Source organism: uncultured Maribacter sp. (assembly GCF_947495965.1).
GTDB lineage: Bacteria > Bacteroidota > Bacteroidia > Flavobacteriales > Flavobacteriaceae > Maribacter_B.
The window spans coordinates 50,733-64,444 of sequence record NZ_CANMBB010000001.1 but is presented as its reverse complement, the minus strand read 5'-3'; the positions used below and the strand labels follow the sequence as shown (position 1 = coordinate 64,444).

The following is a 13,712-nucleotide window of genomic DNA, read 5'->3' as shown; positions in this document are numbered from 1 at the left end:
TATTAATTTGGATAATTTGTTGTAGTATAGTTTATATGTCTGAAAATAATTATTTTAAATTATCTAATAAAGTAGTTATAGCTCCATTTGTAGCTGTAATTAGTATTTGGTTAGTCTATTGGTTAGAGTTAGTTTTAAAAACTAATTTTAATCAATTTGGGGTGTATCCAAGAACCTTTACGGGATTAAGAGGAGTTTTGTTTAGTCCTTTTATACATGGCTCTTTAGAGCACTTATATAATAATACTATACCACTTGCAATTTTAATTACTGCATTATTTTATTTCTATAATAAAGTAGCATTTCGAGTTCTTATTGTTGGAACTTTAATTTCTGGAGTAATAACATGGCTTATTGCCAGAAATTCTTATCATATTGGAGCTAGTAGTATCATTTATTTATTAGCAAGTTTCATTTTTTTTAAAGGAATTTTTACTAAATATTATAGACTTGTTGCTTTATCACTAATGGTTGTATTTGTTTATGGGAGTTTATTGTGGTATTTATTTCCAATTAAAGAAGGTATTTCTTGGGAAGGACATTTAGGAGGTTTTATTGCTGGATTGTTTTTAGCAGTTGTATTAAAAGCAAAAACTCCTGCTCCTAAAAAGTATGTTTGGGAGCAGGAGGATTATAAAGAAGAGGATGACCCCTTTTTAAAACAATTTGATGAAAACGGTAATTTTGTAGAGCTAGAAAAAGAAGAAATTAAAGAAGAAATAAAAATTAATTATCACTTTAAAAAGAATACAAATAAAGAAGATTAACTATCTTCTTTGGCGTACTGCTTCATATAGAAATACTGCACAGGCAACAGAAACGTTTAAAGATTCTATTTCCCCTAATAAAGGTAATTTAGCAGCATAATCTGAAGCTTTAATTATAGAAGGTGAAATACCTCTGTCCTCTGCACCCATTATTATAGCAATAGGTTCTTTAAAATTTACATCATAAATAGTATTCTCAGTTTTTTCTGTCGCAGAAATTACTTTTATTCCAGATGCCTGTAAATGAAAAACAGCATCTTTTATATGATCAACTTTTGCAATAGGAACTTTAAAAGCGGCCCCAGCAGAAGTTTTTATAGTATCTGCAGTAACTGGTGCAGCTCCTTTCTTTTGGATAATAATACCATCTACACCGGTACATTCTGCAGTTCTAATTATAGCTCCAAAGTTACGAACATCAGATAGTTGGTCTAAAAGTAAAAATAGGGCAGGTGTTTCCTTGTTTTCTGTTTTTTCTATTAATTCCTCCATAGAATAAAAAGTTATTGGAGAAATATTTGCAACAGCTCCTTGATGATTGTTTTTTGTTAGACGATTTAGTTTCTCTATTGGTACGTAGGAAGAGTTAATTCCGTTTTTACGTATTAAACTTTCTAGTTCTCTATATAAATCACCTTTAAGGCCTTTTTGTAAAAAAACCTTATCAATTGTATTTTCAGATTCTATTGCTTCTATTATGGCTCTTATACCATATATATGGGTTTCTTTTTGCATGGGTTAAAGGTATGAATTTATAGTATAAAAAAACCACCTCAATTTGAGGTGGTTTTTTACAATTATTAAGATTTAAGATGCTAAGGTAAATCTTCTATTTTAGCAGTGCTTTTATATCCGGAATATTCCCAAATTTCTCCTGGAATATCCGAAAATTCAGCTTTAAAAGAAATACTGTCTACAATATCCCCACTCGGTGTTGTAGCACCTCCTTTTACAATTATTCCTTCAGTTATATCTACTGTCACTCCGTAATAAAGCTCATCTAGTGCCGTGCCTCCAAATGTCAAAGCTGCAAGGTCTAATGGAACTTGTGCTTTTAATCCCCAACTGTGTTCTTGATCATCTAACCACATTACGTTTGTGTCATTAGCTCCTGTGTTATAAATACTAATAGTATTAGTGCCAGCGTCATCACCGTTATAGATCATATCTACAACCCAAGTTCCAGTAACTTCACTAATAACGACATCATTCTCATCAGGTACTGATTCAACTTCACATGCAACAAAAGAAGTTACAAATAGAATAGTATTGAATATGAAGCTTAATTTTTTTACAATTATATTATGTTTCATTTTTTTATTTTTTTTAATTAAAGTAAATATCAGTTTGCGTAAAGACAGTTTCAAATGTAAAACCAAAACTCCATTCGACTGTAAGTGTAAGAGTTTTAGCAACCGGATCTACTGTTAAACTAGTAAATGTATTTACACCTCCGAATGTATTAGTAGTAACAGTACCTTCACTAGTAAAATCATTTGCAGCAATGTCATTGGCTTTAAGGATTAACCCTGGTGTTGCATAAGCTACACCAATTGCTCTTCCATATTCATACCAACCGCCTTGTGCGTCAGATATTGCATATCTATCGTCTCCTAAATCTTTAATTATAAAAGGACCATTATCTTGATAACCATCTGGAGAACTTCCGTTTCGTGAAACTGAAGCTGTATACATCCCAGCTATACTTGTTACAAGATCACCATTACATTCAGGATATAAAACTGATCTAAATCCAGTTGCAGGGATGTCATCGACATTGAAAGCGCTATAAGCCACGGAGTAACTATCAGGGCCATCTACCGAAGTTCCTCCAAAATATTTTCCGCTTACTTTGGTTTCTAAATTTATTTCTTTTCCTCCTGCGGATGCTACAGCTCCTGGGTCAGAATAAGAGGTTTCCATACAGTCAAGAACAACATCACCTCCTTCAAGTGTAATCAAAGGAAGAAAAGTTATTTCTGACATGTCATTTGAGCCAGGTGCATCAACACTGGGATCACAACTAATTAACATCAATCCTAGGATTGAAAACGTACATAATATTAATTTATATTTTTTCATCTTTATATTTTTTTTAATTATCCCAAAATATCGCATCTGTAATGCTCCTTTGTGGTAATGCATTTGGATTTAAACTTCTTTCAGACTCTGGGTATAACCATGCAGAAGGGTAGGTTCCAGCTGGTAATACAGACAATGGAGGGTTTTGGAAAATACCATCCGTGAATATTCTGCTAGTAGGTCTGTCAAATCTTCGAGATTCAATCCATCCTTCGTCCTCTTGCGTTCCGTTTAAAGATATCCATTTTTGAATACCTATCAAGTCAAGTTGGTCATCTAAAGTAGCAGCTCCGGCAAAATCTAATGTGCTAATATAAGATGCAGCATCAGCAACTTCCATATAACCAAAATTTAAATCAATCGCTGTAGAAAATGCTGTTTCGGCATCATCAGCTGTATTGTATCTTGCATCAGCCTCAGCTCTTAAAAACCAAACTTCCCAAGGACTCATTAAGATAACTGGTTTAGATGCTCCGTAAGAATAATCAGAAGCCAGACTATAATCAGTATCGGGTGCAGTAAAAGGCTCGTCGTCAATTGTTCCTTGGTCTATTCCGCGTAATGATCCTGCGGCTGTTCCTGTAGTAGCTTTGGTGTATAATACTTCAGCTCTTGGGTCATTTAGTGATTCTAGTAGATTCAATGATGCATTACTAGCAAAATAAAACATGCCTACTCCAAATTCTGCTCTTGCATACATTGGGTTTTGGTCACCAGAATTACCAGAATAAGGAATGAATGGCATATCATCAACAGATTCAATAAAAGTTCCGTTGCTAATAAGTGCCTGTACCTCAGCTCCTTGCGGATTTACTTCAGAAGTTCTCATTAAAATTCTTAACTTTAATGAATTTGCAAATTTTATCCATTTTGTTATATCACCTTGAAAGATAAAGTCATCTTCTCCTACGGTACCTGTTTCTGCCAATGCTAAATCAATTAAGGCTTGATCTAATAAGGTTCCCAATGCAGGATATATAATCGTTTCAGCGGAATCTGAATTTGGTGTTAATATGGACCCATCCTCAATAGCACCAGAAATTGCTTCTGTAAAAGGAATATCTCCAAAATGATCCACTAAACCTTGAAATAGATGCGCTTTTAATACATTAGCAATACCTCTATATGCTGCAGAATTACTATTCTTAGTAATGTAGTTTAAATCGGTAAGCGAGTTAGCATATGCACGTTGCCAGTAGCCATTAAAATCACCAGCTACAGAAACATATCGTTCTTCATTCCCAATGGAAACTCCAATACCCCATGTGTAGTATTGGCTCCAAACGAAAGATTCACTATAATTTAAATCTGATTCGACAATAAATCCCATAAAACCAATGGCGGAGCTTAATACTTGCGAGTCTCCAGCAGATGGGAAAGTGTTGGGGTCTATATTAACTTCTTCTAAACTATCATTACATGAAAAGCTCAGGGTTAATAATAGAATAAGAAATATATTTATTTTGTTCTTCATCGTATTATTTTTTTATTAAAATGATAATTGTAAGTTAACACCTATGCTTCTTGAAGAAGGCGTTTGTGTAGTTTCAATACCTTGGGCATTACCTGTTGTACTAGTAGTACCACTTGTACTAGTACTAATACCATTAACTTCTGGGTCAGCATATTTATTTTCATCAGGTAACCAATACATAAGGTTTTTACCAAATAAAGATAATCTAGCATTGGTAAAGAAAGTATTTTTTAACAATGATTCAGAAAAGGTATAGCTCAATTCCATTTCTCTTAATTTTACATAACTAGCATCAATTAATTGTGTTGAAACTGGTGCATCATAATTAGTAAAATAATCTTGCTCTGTAATTGCGACAATATTTTCACCGAAAGTACCGTCTCCATTATCAATTACTGAATTTGGAAAGATAAATGGTTCTCTATTATAAACTGTAGTGTTTACGTTAGTACCATTAAAATTAGTATTGTATTTAGTCTGAGAAGCAAATAGCCCTCCTTTTTTCATGTCAAATAGCATTCTAAACCCAAATCCTTTGTAATTTATATTTGTGCCAAAATTTAGCCTATAGTCGGGTTGGTTATCACCTAAGTATACGTCTTCATCAGTATATACTGGAAAGCCAGTATTAGCATCAACAATAACTTGGCCTTGATCATTAGTCTTGAAATCGTTACCTTTAAAAGTGCCATATGGCAAGCCTTCTTTAGCGACCATAGTAACTGTAGTACCAGCAGCAAAGCCAAAAGTACCAATTGTTAGCTCGTCTATATCTTCTGTAATTGTAATAACTTTATTATCATTTGTAGAATAGGCTCCAAATAATTCAAAATTTAAACCGTCAATCACACCATTAAGAGGTTTTAATGTTAGGTTTAATTCATGCCCTTTGTTCTCCATTCTACCAAGATTACTCACGGTTTGAGTGTAGCCAGTAGATCTTGGAAGGCTTATTGTAACAAGTTGTTCGTCATGAATAGAATGATAATAAGTGTAAGCTATATTAACTACATTTTTAAAGAACCCTAAGTCAGCACCAACTTCGTAAGTAGTTGTTAATTCAGGTTTTAAATCTGGATTTCCTATGGTATTTCCAATTGTAAATCCAGGTACACCATCTTTTGGGAAATTAAGTGCGAAATCACCTAAATCTCTAATTTGTGGATTACCAATAAAGTAGGAGTTTAGTAAGTATAGGTCAGCATCTTTACCAGATGTACCGTAACTACCTCTCAGTTTTGCAAAATTTAAAACGTCATTTTCTATATTAAATAAATCTGTTACTACAACAGAAGCACCAACGGCTCCGTATAAAAAGGAATTGTTTGATGTAGGAAGTGTAGAAGACCAGTCATTTCTAGCTGAAAGTTCTAAAAAAGCAGCATTTTTATAACCAAGAGTTGCATTCGCTAAAGCACCAAAAATTCTATATTTGGTTCTGCGCATCTCTGAATTAGGTTGTTGGCTACTGTTAGACAAATTGTATGTATCGGGAACTACTAAACCACCTACCGTAAATCCGGTTAAACTTTCACTAGTTCTCTGAAAGAAATTATAGCCAGCCGCTGCTGTTAGTGAAAGGTCTTCACTAAAATTTGTATTGTAATTAACCATAACTGTTGCGTCAAGATTTTCTACTTTAGTGTTGGAATTAATGTATTCTCCTAATGAACTATGTCTTGAGTTTCGGGTTGCAATTTCTAATCCATCGGTCCAAACCAATTGTTCAGCCGGTGTATAAGTTGGTGTCCATATATCGGTTTGGGTGTTTACAATATTACCACCAAAGCGCCCTGTTATCGATAAATTTTCTAGAAAATTATAAGTTAAAGAGGCGTTAGCTAACAAGTTATCGATATTTGCTTCGTTGCCATATTCGTTTAAGATATAATATGGGTTTACTGAAGAATATGATCCCCAGTAGCCGTCAATATCATGAAAAGGACTTTTATAGTCTCTCAATTCAGTAAATGGAATGTTAACTGGAGATTGTATAGCCATTGCATAAGCATTATTTCCTTCAAATGCACGCGATCCTTCTTGAGCAGTATTTTGCCTAACATTGGCATAACTAACTTTAAAATCAGATTTAAGTTTATCGCTTAATTTTGCAGAAGCGTTAAAGGATACATTATTCCTTTTGTAAGATGTGTTATCTAATGTACCGGTTTGATTGGTATTACCATAAGAGGCGTAATACGTAAAACCTTCATTAGAACCAGATAGGTTTACATTGTTGGTAATAGTATACCCAGTGTTAAAAAAGTCTTTTAACTGATTATTCACAGCACTATATGGCCTAGTTAAAGCTTCTAATGATCCATCTCCATCAGAATCAATAGGCGATGTCCATGGTCTTACAACACCATCTAGAGCTGGACCCCAAGACCAATTCTCACCAGAATCAATACTTGAATTATCAAACCCTTGTCCAAATTTACTTTGACGCTGTAAGTTAATAATTGCAGTTTCCATGGAAGTGGAACCGTTATAATTTACTTGCATTTTTTTGCCTTTACCAGTTTTAGTGGTAATAAGAACAACTCCTGAAGCACCACGTGATCCATAAAGTGAAGTTGCTGAAGGGCCTTTTAATATGGTCACAGACGCTATATCGTCGGGATTGACATCATTGAATCTATTACCAAAATCTGAATATCCAGTTGTAGAAGCTCCGGCACCTCCCGAAGAAGAGGTATTATCAATTGCAATACCATCAATAACAATTAAAGCATTGTTGTTACCGGTAAGTGACCCCGAACCTCTTAATACAATTTTTGTAGATGAACCAACTGAGCCTGAAGCAGTAGATAGATTTACACCAGCAGCTTTACCTCTTAAGGCTTCTAAAGCATTTTTGTTTGGTACAGAAAGCAAGTCTTCCGATTTTACAGTTTGGTTAGCATAAACCGTTGCCTTTGAATTTCTGTTAGAACCTAAGGCAGTAACAACAACTTCATCTAAAGCTTCTGCGTCTTCTTGCAATTTAACATTAATAGTGTTGGAAGCACCTACTACAGCAGTAGTAGTTTTTTGGCCAATGTAAGAAAACATAAGAGTTTGTCCTTCAGAAGCATTTATGCTATAATTTCCATCGAAATCTGTTTGCGTTCCAGATGTAGATCCTTGAATTACAATGTTAACCCCCGGTAAAGGAAGCCCATCTTGATCAGAAACCGTACCTGAAACTGTTTTTTCTTGCGCAAGTGTAACCTGCACAATTAACGCTAGGAGAAGCGTCAAAATCCCATTTAATTTTGTTCTCATTTTTAAATTATTTGAATTAGCTAGTAACAAAAGTCTTAATTAATTGTTAATTACGCAACTTTTATTTGTAATTAATTATGCGTGCATACTATTTAATCTGTAGTAAATTTATTGTTTTATTACTTTTTGAGTTAAAAATGTAACATTTAATAGTTTTTTATTTTTTAAATCACAAATTTTGGGACTGGATTTTATCCTTTTAAGAAAAACAGCAATACTATATTGTTAAATTGTTAAAAGCTAAATATTTAAAAAGTAGAAGGTTTGATGATATCATAAAAAACACAAAAGCCATTCTTTTATAAAAGAATGGCTTTTTGATAAGTTTATATTTGAATTTTATTTTTGGTTCCACCAAACTTTGTCAGATTTGTAATCTATATTTGGTACATTTTCTGTGTTATTTAAAATTGAATTTGTTGGATAAGGGAATCTTTCCGGTATTTGGGGGCTATAATTTACTATAGGCAATGGAACATCGGGGTATCCTGTTCTTCTGTAATCATTATAAGGTTCAATTTGCAGGAAATTTGCAATATACTTTTGTTCAATAATTATTTTTTGCGCTCCTTCTAAATTGTTTGGTATAGTTATATTGTTTATAAATGTATTTATATCACTTTCAGATAATGTTAGGACTCCATTTGTATTTAATTTTTCTAAGTTTGCTTTTACTGCATTTTTTAAAAATATTTCGGAATTACTGTAATCAGATTTGTGAGCATATGCTTCTGCTACAATAAATAGTAATTCATTATAGGTCATCCAATCTACATTGGTTGTGTTTTTTATAAAGTAATCATTTGTATTTAATTCTCCTTCAGCTTTTGAATTAGAAACCATAGAGGTTTCTGAGTTTTGGATTTCTGTTCCATTTTCTGCTCCAATAATATTACCGTCTTCTTGTTTTAGAGTATATGCATTTAACCTTGGGTCTGAATTAGAGGATAACATAGTAACAATAAATTTATTTATAAAAATATCTGTCCATTTATCTTCCCATTGTGCCCATGGGTTATTTGCATCTTCTTTGTCTTCAAACGCAAATCCAGCATCATCATCATTAGAAGAAAATCCATCCATAGCATATGCAAGAGCTAAATCTGCCTGATTTGTTCCTTTTGCATATATTAAGCGTAATGCATATCGAGCTCTAAGGCTGTTGGCAAGTTTTTTCCATTTGGATAAATCTCCTCCGTATAGTAAATCTTGGTTTGTGTTGGCGTTAGAGTTTATTGCAGCAGTTAAAGATGTGTTTGCTTCATTTAAAAGTTGGTCAATAGAATTGTATAAACTTTCTTGAGTGTCAAATTTAGGTTTCGTTATTTTTTCATTAAAAGCTTCAGACCACGGAGCCTCTCCCCAAAAGTCTGCTAAAATGGAAAGGGCATACGCTTGTATTATTTTTCCAATGCCAATGTATTGTTGGTTGTTTTTTTCTTCGGCTTTAATAATCATATTATTTGCGTCTTTTAAAACTCCAGTGTATAAACCAAATTGCCAAGTGTTGTTTATGTCTGTGTCATCTATAAAAAGAGTAGAGATACTTCTACTTGTACCATCGTCTGCTATTTGTTGCGTCCAAAGGCTTGATGTTCTTGCTGGGTAGCCTCCTGCTAGTTCGTAGGATAATTGAGTTGTTAGGCTAGGTAATATTACCTCTTCTGTAATTTGTGCCTCACTTGGAGAATCTGGATCAGTATTTACATCAAGATAATCGGAACAGCTTATAATAAGTAAACTTGCAAAAAGAAGTGGACTTAATTTATTTATAAATTTTATATTTATTTTTTTCATAATATTTTTTTAGAAAGATAGGTTAAGAGTTAAGCTATAACTTTTATTAGATGGTATTTGGAAATTTGTAATTCCTTGTCCGTTTCCACTTCCGTATAAGCTAAGTTCTGGATCGGACCCTGTAAAAGAGTCATCTGTCTTTATCCACAAGTTTCTACCTGATATACTTAATTTAGCAGAATTAAATCCTGTTTTAGTGATTAATTTAGATGGTATATTGTAAGCTAGAGTTACGTTTCTAAGTTTAATAAAATCTGTTTTTTGAACAAACTCTTCATCACCAGCATAGGCATTCCAGTAATTAAAATCTTTTTTTATTGGTATCGTGTTAATCGCTCCCGAGGATTCTATGATACCATCAATTATAACATCTTTTTCTCTATCTGCGGTTAATATAGATGTTCCATAGAATGAGGTATAAAACTCATCTAAATTATATATTTTGCCTCCCACTCTTATGTCCATTACTCCAGATAACTCAAATCCTTTGTATCTAATATTTGTGGTTAAGCCTCCTGTCCAATCAGGTGTTGCAGTTCCAGCATTACCTACATCTCCAAATTGAATATAGCCATCATCATCTAATAACAGCTGTCCTTCCTCATTTCTTTTATATAAGGTTGTCCAAATTACGCCGTAAGGTTCCCCTTTTCTAATAAAAATACCGGGATTTGTAAAGCCAGATAACCTAACAGATTCTACACCTTCTGCAAGTTCTATAACTTTACTATCATTTTTAGAGTAATTAACTCCTATGTCCCAGCTAAAATTTTTAGTTTCTATTGGAGTGGCACTTAAAGCTATTTCAATCCCTTTATTTTCAATGGATCCTGCATTTTTAAAAATGGAACTAAAACCTGTTTCTGCCGCTAATGGTACTTCAAAAATTTGGTCTTCGCTTTTTCGGTCATAATAATTAATTTCTATTCCAAGTCTGCTTTGAAAAAATTGTAAGTCGGCGCTTATTTCAACTTCATTTGTAAATTCAGGAGTTAATTCAGGGTTTCCTTTTATAGCACTCTGAACATAACTTCCTGACCCTTGAAACGGGAAGTTTATATTTCCTCTTTGTCCGTCTCCAGGGTTAGCCTTTATGTTTCCTGTTATTGTGGAGTATTCTGGAGCGTCTTTTCCTATTCTTGAATAGGAGCTTCTTAGCATGGCTCTATTAAGAGTGCCCTTTAAATCAAAAACTTTTGCTAAATCTATACCTAAACTTCCGGAATAATAAAAGAAGGAGTTTTTGTTTGATGGTAATGTGGAGGACCAATCATTTCTTCCAGTTAAAGTTAAAAATAGATAATCATCATAACTAAAATTTGCTTGACCATAAAAGGAATAGTTTCTCTTTATACTAGTTTGCTCATCGGTTTGTAAAGATGTTGTATTAGAAAGGTCATAAAAATCTGGTATAACAAATGAAGCGCCTTCAGCGTATAGGGAAGAGTTTTTTCTATCTAATAAATTATAACCAATTAAATAATCTGCAGTAATTTTTTCGCTAAAGTCTTTGTTTATGGTAAGGATTATATCTGTGTTAAAATCTCTATTTGTTCTATCTGTTTGCAAAACTCTCCCGCTAGAATAAGTTCCAATAATTCCAGAATTTTCAATGGATCTTGCGTTTGATAAGTTGTAATCCATGCTAGACGTGGCTTTAAGCTTTATCCATTCTAAAATATTGTATGTTAAAGATATAGATGGTTGGAATCTATTGGTTTTTGAAGTTAATCCGGTATTTTTTAATAAGTGATATGGGTTATTTCTATTTGTTCTGTACAAGCGTTGAGATCCGTCTTCGTTTGTAGCGGGTAACAAGTTATATGATATAGGTGCTCCGGCTATAGTCCACATAATAGAAGTTCTTCCATTTCCTTCAAAAGGCCTTTTGTTAATACTATTGGTGTAGCTTAATTTTGCGTTTACACTTAGTTTTTTGGTTATGTCATGAGAAGAATTAAATAAGAATGAATATCTGTCAAAAGAATTGGTAGGAACTGTTCCTTCTTGGTTAAAAATGCCTACAGATGCATAATAAGTTGAGCTTTCTGACCCACCTCTTACGCTTAAAGTATTGTCTTTTGTAATGCCAGTTCTAAATATGTCATAAGGGTTGTATTGCGGTATTCCTAACTCAGAAATTTTTGGCCCCCAGCTTAATGATGTTTGGTCTCCGGGTTCTCCAGTTCTATAATTTCCTCTAGAACCTTGAGCATATATTTGTTGACGCTTTGGTTCAATAATATTGCTAATAGTGGTGGAAGATTTAAAATTGAATTGTGCCGAACTGTTTTTGTTTCCTTTGTGTGTATCAATGACAATTACACCATTTGCTGCACGAGAACCGTATATTGCGGATGCTGCGGCTCCTTTAAGAATGGTAATATTTCTAATTTGATCAGGAGAAATGTCTATTGATCCTCCAGATGTGCTGCCATAGAATAATGCTTGGTCTTCATCTCTAGAATCAAACTGATTTTCGGTATTAGAAACGGGAATTCCGTCAATTACATACAAAGGGGTGTTGTCATAATTTAAAGAAGATACACCACGAATTAAAATTCTTGAAGATCCTCCTGCTAAACCAGATGAGCTATTTATTTGTACACCCGTAGTTTTCCCTGCAAGTGCGTTAACAAAATCTGTTTCATGAGCATCTAGTATTTTTTCAGCGTCAACTGTCGCTACAGAATATGCAAGCTTACTAGGGTTTTTACTTTGTCCTAAACCTATAACAACAACTTCTTCAAGTGCTTCGGCATCTTCTTCCATTGTTATGTTGATAGTGGTTTGCGATTTTATTGCTATTCTGATTTCTTTTTGTCCCAGATAGGAAAAGAGGATGGTTTGTCCTTGATTTCCATTTATAGAATAGTTTCCGTCAAAATCTGATTGTGTTCCGTTGGAGGTTCCTTCAATTAATATGTTTACTCCAGGTAGCGGTAGACCATCTTGGTCGAAAATAGTTCCGGAAATTGTTTTTTCTTGAGCAAATGAAATTTGCACAAGAAACCCTATAAATAGTATACAGGTTTTTTTTAAGATTTTTTTCATTCTATATTTTTTGATTGGTTATTTCAAAAGTGATAATTTCTTACTAAAGAAACAATTATTCTTATGTTACTAACATAATTAAAAATGTTTGTTATGTTATGTATATATGAGTTATGATGGAAATGCCTTCGTAAAATTTATATAATTTTTTCTGCAAGCCTAAATACGACACAATTGTAGGTTTTTTACTACATTACTTTAAAATAACGTTTAATTTTTCTTTTTATTTAGTAATAGTGATTTTTATGAATTTTCACTAGTTTTTTTGATATATATTTAGGGTTGGGAAAAAAACTTTGAAAATAAGTTGGTTAGGATTTGAATTTTATTTAAATATTACTACATTTGCCGACCCTTAAATAGGGGTAAGTTATATATACATATAAAAATAGTATGCCAACAATTTCACAATTAGTACGAAAAGGAAGGGCCACGATTACTAAGAAGAGTAAATCGGCTGCTTTGGATTCGTGTCCACAAAGAAGGGGAGTTTGTACACGTGTTTACACAACTACGCCAAAGAAACCAAATTCAGCAATGCGTAAAGTTGCAAGGGTTAGGTTAACCAATGGTAAAGAGGTAAATGCATACATCCCTGGAGAAGGACACAACCTCCAAGAGCACTCGATAGTATTAGTACGTGGAGGAAGAGTAAAAGATTTGCCAGGAGTTAGGTATCATATCGTAAGAGGTGCTTTAGATACTGCAGGTGTTGCAGGAAGAACGCAACGTAGATCTAAATATGGCGCAAAACGCCCTAAGAAGTAAACCACTTTTTAAAGAAAAGACATGAGAAAAAAACAGGCAAAGAAAAGACCATTGTTACCGGATCCAAGATTTAATGATCAGTTGGTAACGCGTTTTGTAAATATGATGATGTGGGACGGGAAAAAATCCGTTGCATTTAGTGTTTTTTATGATGCAATTGATATTGTAGAAGAAAAAAAGACTGACGAAGAAAAAACGGCTTTAGAGTTGTGGAAAGATGCGCTTTCTAATGTAATGCCTCACGTAGAGGTAAGAAGTAGAAGGGTTGGTGGTGCAACATTTCAAATTCCAATGCAAATTAGACCAGACCGTAAAATTTCAACTGCTATGAAGTGGTTAATTAGTTATGCTAGAAAGCGTAATGAAAAAGGTATGGCTCAAAAATTAGCAGCAGAAGTTTTAGCGGCTTCTAAAGAAGAAGGTGCAGCTGTTAAGAAAAGAGTGGATACGCACAAGATGGCTGAAGCAAATAAAGCATTCTCTCACTTTAGATTTTAATCAGA

Annotated in this window: 10 protein-coding genes; 3 read left to right on the top strand and 7 right to left on the bottom strand. The window is 33.5% G+C overall.

The window, feature by feature from the left end:
• The first annotated feature begins 35 nt into the window (after positions 1–35).
• On the top strand, positions 36–767 hold the full coding sequence (locus Q0820_RS00370) for a rhomboid family intramembrane serine protease (RefSeq protein WP_298485430.1): 732 nt from the start codon (positions 36–38) through the stop codon (positions 765–767).
• Here Q0820_RS00370 and rlmB read toward each other — a convergent pair whose 3' ends face one another.
• The 7 genes from rlmB to Q0820_RS00335 form a co-directional block, all read right to left on the bottom strand.
• Positions 768–1,502 (bottom strand): 23S rRNA (guanosine(2251)-2'-O)-methyltransferase RlmB, encoded by a 735-nt coding sequence (gene rlmB, locus Q0820_RS00365; protein ID WP_298484225.1) that lies wholly within the window; start codon positions 1,500–1,502, stop codon positions 768–770.
• Between the two features lie 80 nt (positions 1,503–1,582).
• Complete coding sequence (locus Q0820_RS00360) at positions 1,583–2,080, bottom strand: lipid-binding protein (protein ID WP_298484224.1); 498 nt, start codon at positions 2,078–2,080, stop codon at positions 1,583–1,585.
• Positions 2,081–2,093: 13 nt separating this feature from the next.
• Positions 2,094–2,804 carry a hypothetical protein gene (locus Q0820_RS00355; protein WP_298484223.1) on the bottom strand — a complete coding sequence of 237 codons (711 nt, stop codon included), beginning with the start codon at positions 2,802–2,804 and terminating at the stop codon, positions 2,094–2,096.
• A gap of 58 nt (positions 2,805–2,862) precedes the next feature.
• A complete protein-coding gene (locus Q0820_RS00350; RefSeq protein WP_298484222.1) occupies positions 2,863–4,323 on the bottom strand; it encodes a SusD/RagB family nutrient-binding outer membrane lipoprotein in 1,461 nt (486 codons plus the stop codon).
• Positions 4,324–4,338: 15 nt separating this feature from the next.
• Positions 4,339–7,590: a SusC/RagA family TonB-linked outer membrane protein gene (locus Q0820_RS00345; protein ID WP_298484221.1), complete on the bottom strand. Its 3,252-nt coding sequence runs from the start codon at positions 7,588–7,590 to the stop codon at positions 4,339–4,341.
• A gap of 339 nt (positions 7,591–7,929) precedes the next feature.
• Entirely contained in the window at positions 7,930–9,387 is a 1,458-nt protein-coding gene (locus Q0820_RS00340) for a SusD/RagB family nutrient-binding outer membrane lipoprotein (RefSeq protein ID WP_298484220.1), read from the bottom strand.
• A 9-nt stretch (positions 9,388–9,396) separates the two neighbouring features.
• A complete protein-coding gene (locus tag Q0820_RS00335) occupies positions 9,397–12,441 on the bottom strand; it encodes a SusC/RagA family TonB-linked outer membrane protein (RefSeq protein WP_298484219.1) in 3,045 nt (1,014 codons plus the stop codon).
• Positions 12,442–12,834: 393 nt separating this feature from the next.
• On the opposite strand from Q0820_RS00335, the gene rpsL reads away from it, so the two are divergent.
• Both rpsL and rpsG read left to right on the top strand, forming a co-directional pair.
• Positions 12,835–13,209, top strand: a complete 375-nt coding sequence (gene rpsL, locus Q0820_RS00330) for a 30S ribosomal protein S12 (RefSeq protein WP_013305196.1) — start codon at positions 12,835–12,837, stop codon at positions 13,207–13,209.
• 21 nt (positions 13,210–13,230) lie between these two features.
• Positions 13,231–13,707 (top strand): 30S ribosomal protein S7, encoded by a 477-nt coding sequence (gene rpsG / locus Q0820_RS00325; RefSeq protein WP_121062855.1) that lies wholly within the window; start codon positions 13,231–13,233, stop codon positions 13,705–13,707.
• Positions 13,708–13,712: the final 5 nt, after the last annotated feature.

Excerpts from the sequence above, each read along its gene's own strand:
- Q0820_RS00370 (WP_298485430.1), top strand. The coding sequence starts at position 36 with ATGTCTGAAAATAATTATTTTAAATTATCTAATAAAGTAGTTATAGCT.
- rlmB (WP_298484225.1), bottom strand. The coding sequence starts at position 1,502 with ATGCAAAAAGAAACCCATATATATGGTATAAGAGCCATAATAGAAGCA.
- Q0820_RS00360 (WP_298484224.1), bottom strand. The coding sequence starts at position 2,080 with ATGAAACATAATATAATTGTAAAAAAATTAAGCTTCATATTCAATACT.
- Q0820_RS00350 (WP_298484222.1), bottom strand. The coding sequence starts at position 4,323 with ATGAAGAACAAAATAAATATATTTCTTATTCTATTATTAACCCTGAGC.
- Q0820_RS00345 (WP_298484221.1), bottom strand. The coding sequence starts at position 7,590 with ATGAGAACAAAATTAAATGGGATTTTGACGCTTCTCCTAGCGTTAATT.
- Q0820_RS00340 (WP_298484220.1), bottom strand. The coding sequence starts at position 9,387 with ATGAAAAAAATAAATATAAAATTTATAAATAAATTAAGTCCACTTCTT.
- Q0820_RS00335 (WP_298484219.1), bottom strand. The coding sequence starts at position 12,441 with ATGAAAAAAATCTTAAAAAAAACCTGTATACTATTTATAGGGTTTCTT.
- rpsL (WP_013305196.1), top strand. The coding sequence starts at position 12,835 with ATGCCAACAATTTCACAATTAGTACGAAAAGGAAGGGCCACGATTACT.
- rpsG (WP_121062855.1), top strand. The coding sequence starts at position 13,231 with ATGAGAAAAAAACAGGCAAAGAAAAGACCATTGTTACCGGATCCAAGA.